Consider the following 18,253-nt stretch of genomic DNA (forward strand, 5'->3'; position numbering starts at 1 on the left):
CGTCTTATAGGTGTAAGGCACTCTTTTGGACCGTTGGTCCGAGCGTCATACAGTTATACATTGAGTAGTTTTTAGTTTACAGTGATTACAATGGATGGAGCCACTTTCATACAGACCTACGTCCCCCTACGGCCGACGATTCTACAGGTCTGTATGGCTCTCCTATCCAATGAGATGGAGGCGGAGGATGTGACCCAAGATGTACTGGTGAAGCTCTGGGAGCAACGCGCACATCTAGATGAGGTCGCATCGCCTAAGGCTTACGCCATACGCATCGCTCGCAACAAATGCATCGACACACTCCGAGCCCCGGCACAGCGGCTACGCAATGCGGAGGAGCCTACAGAGCTAGAGATGCCACTGGTCACGATGACCCCGCAGGAGGAGCTTATAGTCCAGGAGCAGCTCACTCGCATCAACGACTGGGTCGCTACCCTGCCTGAGCAGCAACAAGAGGTGTGGCGACTGCGACAGGAGATGATGCTGACCAACGATGAGACAGCCCAGCGCATGGGACTACAAGAGGTGACCGTCCGATCAATGATCTCACGTCTGCGCAAGGAGGCACGAAAGCTTTTTGCCGATATGAAGGAGTGATCCGCATACCTTATTATATATAGAATACAGAAGCCACTATGATACATTCACCACACGACATAGACCAGCTACTAGAGCGCTACTACGACGGGACGACTACGCCCGACGAGGAGTTCGTACTCTACCTAGCACTCCTACAGGAGCAGCCAGGATCGCCATACTATGCCGATCGCATGCTCCTAGAGGCTACCCTACAGCGTGCTGCCACAGAGACGCGGAGTGCAGCACCAGTGCCCACCCCTCGCTGGCAGGTATGGGTGCGTAAGTACGCCGTTGCGGCTGCCGTGCTACTCATCGGCGGTGTAGGAGTCTCCGTCTTTCAGTGGGGACGCAACAGCCGACAGGCGGAGCTATCCCTTCGCAACGGTCAGCCGATACCTCAAGAGCAGGTCAATGAGTATGCGCTCGCAGCTTTTACCAAGCTGGGGGACTGTGTGCAGCTCTGCTCTGAGCAAAACGATGAGATCGGCGAGCTCTTTGGTCGCCTACAAGACTCTTATCAAAACTCGATGGAGAAGATCCCCTTCGTCTCAGGGGATGGATGGACCCTGACGGACAATTGATTTTACCCACGACTGCAACAATCCGTCCTCTCAAACGACTTATATATAGAATCCCCTTGATACAGTCATATAGACTATGAAAGCATACATTACTCATATCTCACGTCTGAGCCTCTTGACCCTTACGATGCTCCTCCTGCTAGGACTATCCGCATCAGCGCAACGTGGCTCCGCCCGTACACGTATCAATACCGCTAGGCTTATGGAGACCAAAAATATAGATGTCATATACATCTCTCCCGCAATGCTCCAAAGCGTCCCCAAGGCGAGTCTCAGGATAGATGGCGCAGAGTCTATGGCGGGCATTATGGACGGCATCACGTCAATACATATCTACACCTCCTCCGACCGCAAGGCGATACAAGAGATACGTCGTACCTTCGCTCCAATCATCGAACTACGCCGCTCGGATCTGGAGCAGCTGATGTATGTCAAGAACGATGACGGAGTCATCAACTTGATCGGACAGATACAGGGCGACAACGCCTCCGAGCTATATATGATTGTCTCGGGCGATGACGAGTACACGGTGATCAACTTCTCGGGGAGCTTCTCCCGTCGACAGCTTGAAAAGGCTGTCTCCCAAGACAGTCGCAGGCGCAAGTAGCGACTCGCCAGACCCATTATACTTAACCTTTCAGTAAGAACCTACAAATGGGCTACACGTTACTGTAGCAACTTGCGAAGCGCGACCATACGTGAGTACCGTACACGCTCCATACACCGAGAGCCCGAGAGGCTCCGTGTGGCAAGACTGTTTTGTGATTAGTTTTAGTTGTAAATTGAACAGAAGCGACGAGAGGGAGCCCCACCACGGGGACTCCCTCTCTCTTTAATTAAACGCTTCGTCAAGCAAGAAAGATTGAAAAGGTCAAAAGAAATACCGCTTTTGTCAAGTCATCATCGCACCCTATATGGCACAAATCCCGTAACTTTGCTCCCAAAGAAATAATAGAATTGTAGCCAAACCACTTACTATGATACGAAAGATAGCGATTACACTCGCACTCGTCCTAACCTTCGGACTAGCAGCAACGGCACAGCGAGTCGCCCTCAAGCACAACTTCGCCTACGATGCCCTCCTCACGCCCAACCTCTCGCTTGAGTTTGCAATGGGCAATAAGTTTACCTTTGACACCCAGTTCGGCTGGAACTCATTCGTTTTCAATCTAGATGCGAGCAAGCCTAACTATAGTACGACCAAGTGGGCTCACTGGATGGCTCAGCCAGAGCTTCGCTACTGGTTCTGCGACGTCTTCAACGGGTGGTTCCTCGGTCTACACGGACATGTAGGTCAGATGAACGTAGGCGGTGTCAACATCCCCTACCCCCTCATCCTAGAGAACAAAGAGTCCGTCATGAAGAACCACCGCTACCAAGGCTGGTTCTACGGAGGTGGTCTCAGCTTAGGCTACCAGTGGGTGCTCTCAACACGCTCTTCGCTTGAGTTCTCGCTAGGCGCTGGATATGCCCGCATACTATACGACAAGTTCCCCTGCACACGTTGTGGCGTGAAGGTCGATGCGGGCAAGGCTAACTACATCGGTCCGACCAAGGCGACGATTTCGTACGTCTTCTTCTTTAAGTAATCGTCAGTAGCACATCTAATAACTCAGACACAAAGACTATGAATATCAAGATATCCCGCTTACTCATACTCCTCTCGACGCTACTCCTCGTCGGAGGGACACTATGTGCTCAGCAGTTCTCCAAGTCCGGGGAGACACAGACGATTGCACTATCAGCCGAGCATCACACCATCTCCCGTGACATCAGTCGTAATATCCTACGCATCGACCTAGACGTGGCACCCTATGCCTATGTACGTGCACAACAACTCCTCCGCATTACTCCCGTCTACGTATCTGCCGATAGGAGCAAGGAGATCCGCTTCAACAAAATCTACGTAGCCGGTAGCTCTCGCTACAAGGTTCTCAATCGTCAGCACAATCTCTACAACGATGATGCCTTGGTTCATGAGATCTACTCACGTCCCGAGGAATCTGTCTATGCACGGGGTACGAAGGAGCTACCTCATATGGTCTACGAGCGTCCATTTGAGTTCTGGATGGTGGGAGCCCATCTAGAGCTAGAGATTGAGACCTTCAGCTGTGGCAACTGTCCTAAGGAGGCACGCCTAGCACAAGGCGATCCACAAGCTATCCCCGTCTTCGGAGCCAAAGACTACAAGTACGACTATATCGTACCCGCTGCGACAGCTTTCAAGGAGTATGCCGAGAGCTTTGATGCCAAGGTACAGTTCATTGTTGACAAGCACGACCTCCTCAGAGATTACAAGGGCAATGCTCAGGAGCTAGCACGTCTAGGCGACTTCGTCCGTAGAGCGACCAAGATCGAAGGAGCAGAGCTTCAAGCGATCAACATCCGTGGATACGCATCTCCCGAAGGTGGCTTCGAGCACAACAAGGCACTCTCCGAGAGACGTACCAAGACACTTGATGACTATGTCAAGCGCACCTATCCTAACCTAGTTAGTCGTGTCGAGGTCGTCGCTGAGGGTATGGGCGAGGACTGGGATGGACTACGCAAGCTCGTAGACGCTAGTGATATGCCCGAGCGTCAGACCATACTGGACATCATTGACAAGTACAATACCGACACCGAGCGCGAGGCTGACATCAAGGCTCTTGACGGAGGCAAGGTCTACCGCAACCTCTTAGAGAATGACTATCCTAAGCTCCGTCGCACCACCTTTACGATGAGCTATCGAGTACGTCCCTTTGAGGTCTCTGAGCTAGCTCACATCTACTCAACCAATCCCAAGCTGCTAAGCCTCAAAGAGCTCTACACACTAGCTCAGCAGGTTATAGCAAGAGGTGAGAGCCCCGTAGCCATCTATCGTGCAGGATATGAGCAAAACGCAGGCGATCCAGTCGCCAAGCTCAACTACGCCAATGCACTCCTAGAGTACGACAAGAATGCCAACGAGGCTTACACTGTCCTCTCCAGCATACAGTCCGACGCTCGTGCCAAGCTCCCCACAGCTATCGCACTTGATATGCTAGGACGCAAGGCTGAGGCAGAGACTCTATACTTCAAGAAGTAATAGTTGAAGGAGAGATACGCTCACACTGCTGAGCGTATCACACAGACAAGGCACCTCCAGCAGGACGACTTAGGTCTTCTTGCGTGGGGGTGCCTTTTTTTTACAATCGGTTAACGCAAGACGCATAACCATCAAGGGATCAGTAGAGCACAGCCCTCAAACGAGGGATTAGACACTGGTTACGCCTCCAAGACTAGCGCACTATATTCTTGTAGTCTACCGACCACGCTTGACGACAAGCTGAGGATATTGCAGGTTGGGTATTGATACAGAGTGCTATAGACGCACGCCATAGCTGCTCCTAGATCTTCGCTGAGTCCGATTTTCCCAAAGGAATTTCCCAATAGCTCACGAGCCAGCAAAAATTCTCCACCGAGGGGCGAAATAAAACTTCGGAAGAATGAAATGAAACTTCGGAAGAAGCAAATCAAAGTTCGGAAGAATTTTGTCATTCCTCCCTGGAAGTTCAAAAACTCCTACCGAGACAATGGCTAATTTCCTCAAGAGTCTAGGATGGGAGGTGACACGTTTCAGTGCGCTCTCCCGCTTGCGGGAGCAAAGATTTACAGTTATTGAACTGTTGTAAGGAAATAATAAGTATATTTGCCTAGCGACAGTCACAGAAGAAGATTGTAGTACCCCCTCCCGACAGGCTACGTCATAGAGCCCATATAGGAGGGGCCTAGTTGCAATGCTCTACTGCGGACTCTCGAACCAACACTAACTTATTATCCCAATCGTATGAAACGACTATTACCTCTTCTCTTCCTCTACCTCCTAGCTACCCTCGGGGTGATGGCTCAGGAGAAGCAAGGGAAACAAATCTTCCACACTGGCAGTGAGGGACCCGTCTTTGACTACACTGTTGAGGCTGGTCTACCGCGCCCTTACTATGACGATGGCGGCCCCAGCAGGGGCATGAGGGGCAACTACTCTAAGACCATCATCAAACTCAAGCCACTCAACTCTAACTCCCATATCACCATCGTCTTCGAGCAGATGGAGATAGGAGAGTATGACGAGTTGCGCTTCTACAATGGGGCTATCGAGCTATGGAATGGCCCCAACGAAGATGGCGAGTACTACTACGACTGGCCCAAGGGTGTAGACCCGATCAAGACTGTCAAGGGGACACCATCCAATCCTCACTTTGCCGTCACCTCCACCGCTGCGGATGGCTGCCTATCGGTAGCCCTCTACAACGGGTCCAACTCTCCAGGCTGGAAGGCGATGGTCTACTGTGTCAGAAACGGCGATCCCGAGCCGGGCACAGCTCCCCAGCAAGCAACCATTCGCTACGTCTCTACAACTGGTAGCGGTGATGGTAGCTCCTGGAGCAATGCTTCAAGCAATCTGCAAGCTATGATCGATGCCTCTTCCGCAGGTGACGAGATATGGGTGGCTAAGGGCACTTATCATCCTACCAAGCTTATCAAGACCTCTAAGAAGCGTTCTTACGCCTTTATACTCAAGGAGGGAGTCTCCCTCTACGGTGGCTTTGCGGGCAATGAGACGACTCGTGACGCTCGTACAGCTGCGAAGGTGATAGGCAACTGCTATCGTGCTAACGAGACTATCCTCTCAGCCGACGATGATGTTCCTGACGTCTGGACACGTGTCGAGGGTGCTGGCTCTAAGGTACGCGAGGAGTGGCAGATCACTGGCAATAAGGGTAACTACAACCATGTCCTTTATAGTGCTACGCCCTTTACCGAGCGCACCACGATCGACGGCTTTACGCTCAAGGGTGCCAATGCTAATGTCCAGAACGTCAAGGCTTGTGGTGGAGCTCTCTACGCTTCGGGAAATGTAGCTCTACTCAACTGCGACATCACTGAGCATTACGCTTACACTGCCGCAGAAACAACATTGCCTACTTGGCCTTTCCTAGGCGGTGCCGTTGCAATACTAAAGGGTGCTGGCAAGGCACTGGTCAAGAATTGCGCTTTCTCCAAGAATATGATCTCTATGCCAACAGGAGTAGCCTCTGGTGCTGGACTTTATATTGAGCAGGGTACGGTAGAGCACTCTACATTTGATGGTTGTATCGCGCCAGATCAGGGTGGAGCTATCAGAGCTATAGGCTCTACGGTCAAAGCGTGTGAGATCACCAATAGCTATGGTGGCTCTGGTGGTGCTATCTACGCTGAAAACGCAACACTGCAGGCAAATAAGATATATAACTGTACGTCTATGCGTGGTGGTGCTATCTATGCCAGCGCATCTACGATCGAAAATAATATCCTATACAATTGCTTTGCCGATGACCCCATCTACGAGGATCCTACTCTGGCAAATCGTGGAGGTGGTGCCGTATGGACACTCGGCACGAGCAAGCTTATAGGCAACCTGATCTATAACTGTACAGGCTTCAAGGGTGGCGGTGTCGTAATGACGGCCGATGGCATCTTTGCACACAATACAATCGCTCAGTGCGTTGCTAATAACTCTACTGAGACTACTCCCGATCTGCTCCTACCTGCTGGCACTAAGGCGCTCAACTCTATCTCTGGAGTAAATGCCCCCAGCAAGCACTTTGTCAAGCCAACGACCTTCGCAGGCTATACTAAGGATGCAGCGAAAGCTGAGGAGCTAGCCACTAGTGACTGGCACCTCCTAACCACATCATCACTCATCGGTACAGGTACCTCCTCTGAGTATAACAACACGATCGACATCTGTGGAGACACCCGCATACAAGAGCTCTCTGTCAATCCAGGTGCTATCGCTAAGGCTGTGGCTCCTGTTGAGGAGGAGGCTGCGATCGTCATGACAGTAGAGAAGACCGACAAGCCGATCAAGATTGCCACGGGTGGTCTCAAAGGGACGAAATTCTCTATTGACTGGGGCGATGGCAACAAGGTCGAGTACGAGGGGCTTAAAGAGATCACCAAGACTCCTCTTGGCAACACGATCAAGGTCTACGGAGATGATATCCTCGCTCTTCAAGCGAACAACATCGGTCTCACGGTACTTGATGTGACCAATGCTCCTAAGCTCCTTAAGCTCATCTGTAACAACAACAAGCTCTCTGAGCTAGACTTGACGAAGAACACAGCACTCTCTGCTCTCTACTGCTCGGAGAACCTTATCTCCAAGCCACTCAACATCTCAGAGTGTACCAAGATGCGTGCTTTCGACATCAGTCGCAACGCTATCCCAGGCAAGCTTGATCTATCGAAGATGAGCAGGCTCTCGAGCTTCAAATGCTTTAACAATGCGATCTCCGAGCTACTACTGCCTAAGACAGCTCCGCTCAACACGATCGACTGCGACAGCAATCGTATCGCGACACTAGACCTGACGGGTATCAACGACCTTGCTGAGCTAAACTGTGCCTACAACGAGCTCACAGAGCTCACGCTCACAAAGCTGCCTAACCTCTCTAAGGTCTACGCTCCAGGCAACAAGCTCTCTAAGATTACCTTCGATCCGAAGACGATCATCACAGATCTGACGCTCTTTAGCAATAAGTTCGCTACGATAGATCTCTCAGCTCTGCCTAAGCTTACCAGCCTTTATCTACAGGACAATGAGCTAACGTCCATTGACCTGACGGTAACACCTCTCATTAAGTGGCTCAACCTGAGCAATAATAAGCTCTCTAGCCTCAATGTTACACCACTCACAGGGCTTATGAACCTGCGCTGTGGAGGCAATCAGATTCACTCGATCGACCTCTCACAGGCGCCTCTGCTGAACACCATCTTGATCGACGACAACAAGCTCACAGAGCTAGATGTACAGCATCAGAAGAACCTCTTCTGGCTCACCTGTTCGGGCAATGAACTCACCAAGCTAGACCTATCGCACAATCCGTCGATCGTCTGGCTCAAGTGTAGTCGCAACAAGCTCGCACAGCTAGATCTGTCGGCTCAGAAGGCGGTGCAGATGCTTTACTGCGATCACAACCAGATCAGCGAGCTCAAGATCACCAACTATGCAGGGCTACAGGGACTCTTCTTGCAAAACAACATGATGCCTGTCGCAGCGCTCAATAGTTTGATCAAAGCACTCCCCAACGTCTCTAAGGTAGAGGTGCACGACAACAATCGTGAGTGGGTAAAGCAGCTCAACATTAGCGAGAACCCAGGCACTGCTGGGGCTGACATCACGCCTGCACAGAGCAACGGTTGGATCGTTACCAAGGTAACCTCCATTTTCGCTCCTACGACTGCAACAGCTACTAGCATCTACTACGACACTGACCAGAGAGCAATCGTCTCAGAGACTCCTCTGACACAGATCTCGCTCTACAGCTTACAGGGTGAAATGCTTATGTACGCCAACGATGGTGGCACACACTACGCACTACCTGAGCTACCAGTGGGTAGTTACCTCGTATATGCCAAGAGCGCTGACGGAGCCATCCTCACGCTCAAGGTCGTAGTCTCCAAGTAAGACTGCTAACGCTATAAATGCGACAAGCCCCCCGACAGAGCTGGGGGGCTTGTTTGCAACAACTAATAAGTAAACTAGTATAACCTATGAAGTATCGTTCAACTTTTGGCTTAGCCCTTATGCTTGCTGTGGCACTTGTCACTCTGAGCGCTTGCGACAAGGAGGTGCGAGACCCCAAGGAGGGTGCTATCACCTTCCTAGTCGGTGGCAAGGCTCCCGCCGCTGGTACGCCTATGCCTAAGATCCCCAACGTGTCTCATGTCTCCCTGCCCGCAGAGAGCATGCCACTGGTAGAGGCTGGAAATGCCTTTAGCCTTAAGCTCTTTGGGGCTCTTCTGGACAATCGGGATGCCAGTGCTAACCTCGTGCTCTCACCAATCTCTATCGAGACGGCTCTCGGAATGAATGCGGTGGGTCTGTCGGACGAAGCTTTTGATGAGTACAGATCGGCACTGAAGCTACCCGCTACACAGAGCATTGCCTCTGTGGCAAGATATTATCAGCAGCTCAACGCGGTGATGTGTAGTGCGGGTGAATACGCCTGCTTCTTCCCATCCAATAGCTTTTGGGTCTCCTCAAAGTATCAAAGTCACTTGATCAAGTCCTACCCACGGCAACTCTTTGACTTCTTTGGTGCTCCGACAGCGACACTCGACCTCAGCGATCCAGCCTCATACGAGGCGGTCAATGCTTGGATCAGCCGCAAGACCTACGGCAAGATACCGCATATGCTCAACCCTAGTCGTGCTGGGGAGCAAGACCCGCTTGCTTTCCTAGTTAATACCGCATTCTTTGCAGCAGCGTGGCAATGGAAGACGAGCGAAGAGCAGACCCAAGCGGGCAAGTTCACCAATGCCACTGGCAAGGAGGAGCCGGCTATGATGATGTCTATCCACAATGACACTTCCATCGACTACTTTGCCGATGACCGCTTTGAGGCGCTTTCCGTTGGTCTACTAGCCAGTGAGGAGATGCGAGAGCATGGTAAGACACCATTTCGTATGCTGCTCATCTTACCGAAAGACCGTACGCTACCGCTCTCCCAGAGCTTACCGACAACCGAAGAGCTACGCAGATTTACCACCGCTGGCAAGCGCTACGCACTAGATATACGACTACCCCGCCTGAGCGCTGGGATCCCCACGCTAGACTTGACGCCTGAGCTGATGGGGCTAGGACTATGCAAGACGCTGGGAGTACCTCTCACGGAGCTCAGCCGTATGTTTGACCCGAAGTTTCTAGCGCAGCAGATGAGCGAGCAGTCAGGTCGACAAAACCGCCTATACCACCAAGCGACACTCCAGTGGGATGAGAAAGGCGTCGAGGGAGCCGCTGCAACGGTTATAGGAGCCGTGGCGCCTGGTCTAGGTGACCCGCTTGAGACTCGTAGCATCGCCTTCGACAGACCATTCTTTGCTTCTATCGTACACCCCGAGACGGGCAAGATCCTCTTCATCGCTGCCATCAACACACTACGCTGATAACGCGTGGTAAGCGAACATACACATTAAACAGTTTAACTATAAAACGTTTCCCCTATGAAAGGAATCACATCAATCCTCCTGCTCCTCGTAGCAGGACTATGCACCTTCACGAGTTGTAGTGAGTGCAATTCAATCCCAGGGCATGACACACCTCAGGGGCCTGAGATCTCACAGTGGATGCTCCCCATAGAGCGCTACGGCATCACCATCGACGAGGTGACTCAGATCGAGGAGGGGCGTGGCAACAAGGTCGAGCGCTCAGAAGAGCTGATGACCCTCACGGCTACGCCTCAGGACACCAAAGTGGTACGAGAGATCGTCTACTACTTTGACAAGAGCAGTCACTATCAGGTGGCTCGCGTACAGTTTGCTACGCAGGAGACCGCCAAGCAGTTTATCCAAGAGTATCTGCTCAACAATGGCTTTGTCAAGAGTGGACTCCGCACAGCTAAGGCTTCGGAGGAGATCTACGTCAGCGCCCCACGCGGTAGCCGTGTCTCCTCTGTCGTCCTCGTGGATGGCAAGCAGACCGAGCCTATCTTCTGGTGGGCTAGCAATGACAACAAGAAGACCAACTGGCTACGCGTCGATCCTCTTCAGGACAAGGCTACTGGTATATGGACTCCTCTCTTACCTTACGGAGCTACACTAGAGATGGTTCAGCTCTTTGAGGCTCGCACGGGACACACTTATGATGCTGAGGCGAGCAAGCCTGACCGAGGGGTATATAAGTTCAAGACTGGCCATGACGTGTATACACAAACGACTTATTGGTTTGACGTCAAGACCAAACACTTCCTCGAGGAGAGCAAGGTCTCTTGCGACACACTCCACCGTCCTACGCCTGAGCAGGTTGACGCTTATCTGACGGCACAAGGCTTTACAAAGACTGGGCTACAAGACAAGGCTGGGAACTCTATCTACTACGACAAGTCGCTCAAGCTAGTTGCTCACGTAGATATGAATATACCGAAGGAGGCTGAGGCTAAAAAGACTTTCCGCCCAGGTATCCAGTACTACATTCAGAACCTTGACAATGACTTGGCATATGATGAGGTAGACTTCCCAATGCCAATCTTTGGCTTTGAGAAGGAGAAGATGGAGGACGTTATGAAGGCTTATGCTAAGCAGGAGTATACGGCAGCGGTGCTACCTCAGCTTGCGGATGACTTCCCCTTCCCAGCTGTACAGACACGCTGTAAGTACTTCCCGACCATCATCTTAGTGCCGTCAGACACTGAGCCCCTCTATGGCGCTGCTATGGTTGTCTGCAAAGACACCCGAGCACTCTACTCACCGTCCATTCTTAAGAAACTGGCAGATATGGGCTTTGTATTTGATAAGAAGAGGACGATCCTACTCCCCACTTATGTCAATAAGGAGCTTGGCGTAATGGTGCAAATAGACGATGGAAATGTGTCGGGCGTTATGTGCGTCAGCTTCAGTCCTATTGAGGACTTCAAGAGTGCGTCTGTTCCTATGGCTCGACGCCTAAAGCGATAGTGCTAGACCGAGCGATATAACATCAACCATAATAGTACGGGCGGGCTCACCATATAGTGAGTCCGCCCGTTGTCGTTCTTGAGGGGGAGCTGGTATGTGGAGGCGCTTTGCCGAAGGCAACCGTATCGCATTCTCTTTCTAGCACATTTTAGTTCCCAAAAGAAGACTGTTGTCTTTTCCTTCTACACATATTCTTGGGGATTGCTACTCCGCTAAACTAGTAAAATGTTTAATGCCGAAAGAGACTCTCTAAAAAAAAACAGAGCGACTCTCGCCACTCTGTTAATCATTCTATCTAATTAGAGCGGAAAACGAGGCTCGAACTCGCGACCCTCAGCTTGGGAAGCTGATGCTCTACCAACTGAGCTATTTCCGCATAGCATCTCCTCGGGATTGCTCTCTAGCGGTGCTGCCAGAGTACTTAAAGCGGAGAGAGAGGGATTCGAACCCCCGGACCCGTGAAGGTCAACGGTTTTCAAGACCGCCGCAATCGACCACTCTGCCACCTCTCCTTACTTAATGACAAAAGGATTAACGTCCTCAGTCTGTAAGCACGCATCTCAATCAATGCGCCTGCAAAGGTACTACATTTTCTTCAATAAACAACACACCGCCAAATTCTAGCTAGGGCGCGCATTCTAGTGTCAAGTGCAACACAGCTACAAATGTGGGAAAAAACTTCATCGGGAGTTTTATAGCCTAGTTTTTTGCGGAGTCCAATTTTCTACCGAATAATTTCCCAATAGCTAACGAGGAAATGAAAATTCTCCACGGAGGGGCGAAATAAAACTTCGGAAGAATGAAATGAAACTTCGGAAGAATGAAATGGAAGTTCGGAAGAATTTCTCCGCTCCTCGCTGGATATTCTGAAATCCCCACCGAGAGATTTCGGATTTCCTCGGGGGGAGTAGCTGTTAGCCGTTGGCTAGTGTCTCTAGTGCCACTAGTGCGACTAGAGGAGTCCCCTCTCTAATCTCTAAAGTCTAACAGACATCCTATTGGCGTATTAAACAAAAACAACTATCTTTGCTGTGCAAACGTTAAGAATGTGCAAATGATCTATAGGTTTACCCCCCCCCCCATTATTTAACGAATAAGAACAACAGCTCTCTAGAGTTGTTGATTTTATCAATGGTGGAGGGCCTTATTACGAAGGTCGGGAAACTTATAGTGTGCGCTCTAATGCTATCATCTCTTCCTATAGAGGGTGTACGTGGCGCATCAATCAATGACATGAGGATAATCTCTCAATTGAGAGGTTATCCTCTATTTCTTTTCTCGTGCTTCTCTAACGATTTCAGCCTGTTGAGATCCTTTGATTATCTTGACCAAAGGGTTCATAATCTACGGAGAGTCTAACTTAAACAACCTAAATACAAATGAGAAATCTGATTTCAATCATTGCACTTGCGATGCTCGTTATTGCTTGTTCCCCAGAGGAGCCTACTCCTAATCCTGCGAAGGAGAGTATCTTTAAGGCAGAGTTTCAAGCTTCTCCCGCTATATTCTCAGCCGAAGGTGGTGTTGGGACAGTAAAGGGCTCCCTGCAAGAGGTGTCATCTGAAGGAAAAGTGATCAAAGAGACACCACTAGCGAAGGAAGACTTTACAGTGTCTCTCAAGAGTGGAGATGCTAGCCAACTCTCGCTAGATCAAGAAAGCAAAGAGTTCACAGTCCGTAAGGGGGCGTCATCAGCCTTTGAACTAGAAGTTATAGTTACCCAAGGCAAAGCAAAGGGAAACCGTCAGATTCTGACAGTTCGCCGTGAGGGTGCACTTTCTTATGCCTTTGAGGCTAAGCCGGATCACTTTACGCATAATGGCGGTGTAGGACAAGTCTCAGGTGTCTGCAAGGTGCTTGATGCCTCTGGGACTGTAATCGCAGAGGAGCCTCTTGCTAATGACCAGTTCACGCTAACTTTAAAGCAGGGAGATGTGACTGAACTCACTATAGACGAAGCGATGAAGAGCTTCACAGTAAAGCCAGGTAATGCAGAAACAGACTTCGTTTTGTTGGCAAAAGGGCTAACTCCAGGGGCTGTAGCCGAAGAAATCCGAATACGTCGTGATGCTAAGCCCGCTCCCATCATTCGGACAGCTCTAGATTATGTTGCTGAGTATAATATGAATGCTGACGGGAGTAACTTCGTCCAGACACAAGACTGTGATGTAAGTGGATACTTTACATTTGATGATGCTGTGTCTAAGTTTGCCAATATCACAGTCGCCGGCACAAAATACCATCTACCTAGTCAGAAAGAGTGGCTGTCAATCATACCGCTTGATAGAACGCCTATTGACTATATTAACTTCACACAAACCTACAAGCACCAAGATGTCTCAGAGAGCGTCTCTGTAGGAGGACAAGATGTCACCTCTACAAATGATTACTACGCCCCTGGAGATGGTGTTGTATATGCTCTGCGATACAAGGGAACTATCTTCGTATCAGCATGGCGCTACGAAGTCATCACCAAAGGAGGGCAGAGAGTACTAAAGATAAGGGTACGTCCCTTAGACAAGGAGACTACATCCGTTACGGTTGAAGAGATTGGCAAGACTACCTTTTGGACTGGAGATGGTGAAGTCGTCCGAACATTCCCTGCATCTGGTATGAAGACCTCTTCGGGGAATGTTGCCCTCAAAGGATCTGATGGCTACTTTTGGGCTGTAACAGATGAAGGGCCACTCAACGGTTGGGGTATGTTTTTCGATGCCTCTTCTTCTGATGTCGGAAGATATAGGCGCAATCTACAGAGTAGTGTACGCCTTTTTATAACTAAGGTGAAGTAGCATAATCTAGCAGACACCAGACATCGTGCTGATATGTCTACCACATCAGCACTACACAAAGGGTCATAATCAACTTTACTACCATAGAATGAAAAGAATTCAATCTTTCGTGTGGATTACCACATTTTCTCTTCTCCTGCTATTAGTCGGGAGAGTTACCTTAGCACAAGCTACTGAGCCTCCTTTTAAGATTGTCGTACAGGAGGACTTCTCCCTTTGGACCAAAGGGAGCGAGTCTTCACCTTATGGCGAGACAGAGGGCGGAAAGAGCAACAACTATCTCATCAATCCTGCCTTGATGCACCAAAGTGGCTGGCGAGGTAACTATGTCTATCAAGCTGGTGGGGTTGCTTACTTGAAGCTTACAGACGATGGTGTCGCAGGTCATATACAGACCCCAGAGATGGCACTCTACGGAGTCGTCAAGCTTACCTTCCGAGCTAAAATCCTAAAGGGCAAGCAGGCTAAGGGACAGCTATGGATCGCTCTCTGTGACAATACGCAGGGACCTATAGATAATAAGGATGTAGACTTGACGACTGAGTGGCAAGAGTATGAGATGGTATCAACACAGGCTACGTTTAATGAGCAAAACATCTTTCAGTTGCAGCCCCTTGACTGTGACGTGCTCATAGATGACTTGGTCATTGAACGTCAGAAAACTACCTTAATACCCCCTAAAGTTTTGCCTCCGCTGAACACCTCATCAACATCTTTTAAAGCACGCTGGGAGGCTTCTCCCGATGCGCGGAGCTATCTATGCTCTATCTATTACTTAGATATGCCCCAAGATGTGGTGTCTCCAACGACCGTGGTTGAGAACTTTGACGGGATCAAGAGCGATGCCCAGGGAAGGATCAATACTGCGGATGCTAACTATCCTGAAGGATGGACTATAGACCTCTCCTCTCATGGTACTCAAGATGTGATCAAAAGCTCGGGCGACTACCACTCAGCTCCGCAAGCCCTCGTCTTTGATGCTGTCAACGATTCAATAGTATCTCCAAAGACAAAGGCTCCAATTACAGAGCTCTCCTTTTGGGTTAAGCCGACATCCGTTGATCAAGAGACAAACTTCAACTTCACCCTACTAGAGGTTGCAGTGTTCTCAGATGGTCGCTGGCAGGCGATTGCCAATATCCCTAATACTTGGATGAAAAAGGAGGGTGGCTTCTACAGATTTGACTCTGATATGCTAAAGGAGTACAACATTGAGCAGGTTCGATTTACCCTGATACAGCGCAACAGTGTCTCCTTTTACGTTGATGATATAACCTACACGTATGGTAGCAAACCTGTACCCTATTATATTATAAAGGACAAAGAGCTAACCGATACAGAGTATGAGATTACGTCATACGATCCATCTAAGGAGCACTACTACTATGTTCAGTCTAAGGATGGCGAGACACTCTCAGCAGCCACTTATCCTACATGGGTGGATGGTCTCGTAGGGGTTACGCCACGAGTTGATATGCCCTCTGATGTGACAGAGCGTAGCTTCACAGCTAATTGGGAGAAACTATGGAATGCTGGGTACTACCAGTTCAATTGCTACAAGCAACTTAAGTACAAGAGCTCTCAGGCAGCTCAAACGATCCTACATGAGACCTTTGACAAGATTACTGTAGGAAGTGTAGAGAAGCCTGTAACACCCGATGAGACTGTCGTACGATTAGCTCAAGAAGAGCTGACATCCACCGACTGGATCCTACAGCTTCCCGCCTACGCCAAAGGCAAAGCAGGTGTCAAGGAGACAGCTCCTTACAGCACTACGGCAGGCTTAGTCGTCTCTCCAGCCTTGTTCTTACAGGCAGATGGAGGAGCTTTTGAAGTCTCTGTCAAAGCTCAGAGTAGCGTAGCGCAGGACACGCTCTTTGTAATGATTATGCAGAACTACACCGATCAGAGCGTAAATGAGTATAGGCGTATCCCCTTCCCTATGCAGGCTGGTAGCATCTCTTCATCTGTCACTTTTGACTCCCCTCAAAATCTTAAGACTAGAGAAGGGATTCGCATCGGATTTATGAGTGCTCGTGGTAAGCCTTTCTATATAGATGAAGTCACTATCCAACAAAACATCAGAAAGGGCGATACTGGCTATGCTCCTTATCAGACTACATTCCCCAAGGAGCATACAATGAGCATCGCTCATAACCTTGAGGGACAAAGCTTTGTCTACAATGTGCAGGCATTCCGTACGAGACTTTATAAGAACTACACTTCCGAGATCTCTGACTTTATGGTAGTCAAGAATCCTCTAGACAATGCCGTTGAAAACCTGGCACAAAAGGACCAGGCCTCCTTAAGTGTTTACGTACAAGAGGGTGGAGTAGTCCTAACATCCACTTCCGATGATACTATTTCTTTGTACAGTCTCTCAGGGAGCTTGCTCCTCCGACTGCAACTCGCTAGGGAGGTGCCTAGCTTCGTTCCACTCGCTGAGGGTTACTACCTGATACAGACATCGCATGGCGGTTACAAAGTATATGTAGGCCGATAGTTGCGTCTGATACTACTAAATGCAAGAGGCTTAGTCACATTATGCGACTAAGCCTCTTGAGTTAAAGCAGACTTTTGAATTAGATCATTTAGCGTCTCCACAGAGTAAATTAAGATTTCTCACATGGAGGATTGTGACTCTTCACGGAGGGGCGAGATAAAAGTTCGGAAGAATGAAATGAAACTTCGGAAGAATGAAATGGAAGTTCGGAAGAATGAAATGGAAGTTCGGAAAAATTTCTCCGCTCCTCGCTGGATATTCTGAAATCCCCACCGAGAGATCTCGGATTTCCTCGGGGGGGGTATTGGCGGTTGGCTAGTGTCTCTAGTGCCACTAGTGGAGTCCTTCTAGTCTCTCATCTATATCTTCTAATCTCTAGGCGATTGCGCTATTTTTGGTATCTTCGCATAGAAATAGAAATCAGCAATGGCACAGAATATAAAAGTAGGAGACACCATCCGCTACCTCAACGCATCAGGCGGTGGTGTCGTCAAGCGCATAGAGCGTGGCGTGGCGTGGGTTGAGGGCCCCGACGGCTTTGAGCTACCCACACCGATACATGAGTGCGTGGTGGTGGACAGCCGAGACACTTTCGTCCCAGCATACAAACCTCCCGTAGTGAAGCGACAAGAGCCAGTGGCGCAACAGACTAAGAGCAATGCGCCTGCTGCGGCGCCCGCTACCCCTGAGGTAGTCGAGGATGCCGAGCAGGACTTGAGCTTCGTGGCACCTCTCTCCAAGGGGCCCTGGTTTGACCGCTCAGGAGGCGAGCAACTACAGGTGCATATCGCTTATTTGCCTGTATCATACGAGCACTTCGGACAGTCGCCCTACGAGACCTATCTAATCAACGAGAGCAACTATCACCTCCTCTTCACCTACAGTACGACAACCTCAGCGGGTGGCTACAAGCTTCGCTCGGCGGGTGTCTTAGAGCCGGATATGCGGGTGCTGGTCGAGGAGTTTGACGCGTCGGAGATCAACGATCACACCGTCTCACACTTCCAGTTTATCGCCTACAAGCCTGAGCGTACCTATCGCTCCATGCCCCCCGTAGAGCGTCAGGTGCGGATGGATGTGGTCAAGCTGGCGAAGCGTCACGCATTTCGTGAGAACCCTTTCTTTGATGAGGATGCACTGGTCATTCCTGTCTTGGAGGCGTACGATGGCTCTCAGCAAGCTCCCGCAGAGGAGCCACGGCCAGCGCCCAGTCGCTCGGGAGCTTTGCCACAGCGTGCGATCAAACAAAAAAAGCCTGCTGAGACACCACAAAGGGCATCTCAGCAGGCTAACCAAAAGGCTTCTCAAAAGCCGACTAAGCAAAGCGCTCCTCAGCCTCAGTC

Annotated in this window: 11 protein-coding genes and 2 tRNA genes; 11 read left to right on the plus strand and 2 right to left on the minus strand. The window is 50.1% G+C overall.

Annotated features, from left to right (window positions below; all coding sequences use genetic code 11):
- The first annotated feature begins 90 nt into the window (after positions 1–90).
- From Q0X57_RS01000 to Q0X57_RS01035, 8 genes are all read left to right on the plus strand, one after another.
- A complete protein-coding gene (locus Q0X57_RS01000) occupies positions 91–597 on the plus strand; it encodes a sigma-70 family RNA polymerase sigma factor (RefSeq protein WP_297726406.1) in 507 nt (168 codons plus the stop codon).
- A gap of 38 nt (positions 598–635) precedes the next feature.
- Complete coding sequence (locus tag Q0X57_RS01005) at positions 636–1,160, plus strand: hypothetical protein (protein ID WP_297726378.1); 525 nt, start codon at positions 636–638, stop codon at positions 1,158–1,160.
- Positions 1,161–1,236: 76 nt separating this feature from the next.
- Positions 1,237–1,767 (plus strand): DUF4252 domain-containing protein, encoded by a 531-nt coding sequence (locus tag Q0X57_RS01010; RefSeq protein WP_297726379.1) that lies wholly within the window; start codon positions 1,237–1,239, stop codon positions 1,765–1,767.
- 370 nt (positions 1,768–2,137) lie between these two features.
- Positions 2,138–2,749, plus strand: a complete 612-nt coding sequence (locus Q0X57_RS01015) for a DUF3575 domain-containing protein (protein WP_297726383.1) — start codon at positions 2,138–2,140, stop codon at positions 2,747–2,749.
- Between the two features lie 38 nt (positions 2,750–2,787).
- The gene (locus tag Q0X57_RS01020) at positions 2,788–4,227 is read left to right on the plus strand and encodes a DUF3868 domain-containing protein (protein ID WP_297726385.1); all 1,440 of its coding nucleotides are present in this window, start codon (positions 2,788–2,790) and stop codon (positions 4,225–4,227) included.
- A 741-nt stretch (positions 4,228–4,968) separates the two neighbouring features.
- Complete coding sequence (locus tag Q0X57_RS01025) at positions 4,969–8,628, plus strand: right-handed parallel beta-helix repeat-containing protein (RefSeq protein ID WP_297726388.1); 3,660 nt, start codon at positions 4,969–4,971, stop codon at positions 8,626–8,628.
- 86 nt (positions 8,629–8,714) lie between these two features.
- The gene (locus Q0X57_RS01030) at positions 8,715–10,109 is read left to right on the plus strand and encodes a serpin family protein (RefSeq protein WP_297726391.1); all 1,395 of its coding nucleotides are present in this window, start codon (positions 8,715–8,717) and stop codon (positions 10,107–10,109) included.
- 57 nt (positions 10,110–10,166) lie between these two features.
- Positions 10,167–11,615 carry a hypothetical protein gene (locus Q0X57_RS01035; protein ID WP_297726394.1) on the plus strand — a complete coding sequence of 483 codons (1,449 nt, stop codon included), beginning with the start codon at positions 10,167–10,169 and terminating at the stop codon, positions 11,613–11,615.
- Between the two features lie 303 nt (positions 11,616–11,918).
- Here the strand turns inward: Q0X57_RS01035 and Q0X57_RS01040 are convergent.
- Both Q0X57_RS01040 and Q0X57_RS01045 read right to left on the minus strand, forming a co-directional pair.
- A tRNA-Gly gene (locus Q0X57_RS01040) sits at positions 11,919–11,991 on the minus strand.
- A gap of 51 nt (positions 11,992–12,042) precedes the next feature.
- A tRNA-Ser gene (locus tag Q0X57_RS01045) sits at positions 12,043–12,127 on the minus strand.
- A gap of 867 nt (positions 12,128–12,994) precedes the next feature.
- Here Q0X57_RS01045 and Q0X57_RS01050 point away from each other — a divergent pair.
- The 3 genes from Q0X57_RS01050 to Q0X57_RS01060 all read left to right on the plus strand — a co-directional run.
- Complete coding sequence (locus Q0X57_RS01050) at positions 12,995–14,407, plus strand: hypothetical protein (RefSeq protein ID WP_297726397.1); 1,413 nt, start codon at positions 12,995–12,997, stop codon at positions 14,405–14,407.
- Positions 14,408–14,495: 88 nt separating this feature from the next.
- A complete protein-coding gene (locus tag Q0X57_RS01055; protein WP_297726400.1) occupies positions 14,496–16,910 on the plus strand; it encodes a T9SS C-terminal target domain-containing protein in 2,415 nt (804 codons plus the stop codon).
- A 426-nt stretch (positions 16,911–17,336) separates the two neighbouring features.
- Positions 17,337–18,253 (plus strand): DUF2027 domain-containing protein (locus Q0X57_RS01060; protein ID WP_297726403.1); only part of this gene is annotated, 917 nt, incomplete at its 3' end.

This window comes from uncultured Porphyromonas sp. (genome assembly GCF_947254915.1).
Classification (GTDB): Bacteria; Bacteroidota; Bacteroidia; order Bacteroidales; family Porphyromonadaceae; genus Porphyromonas.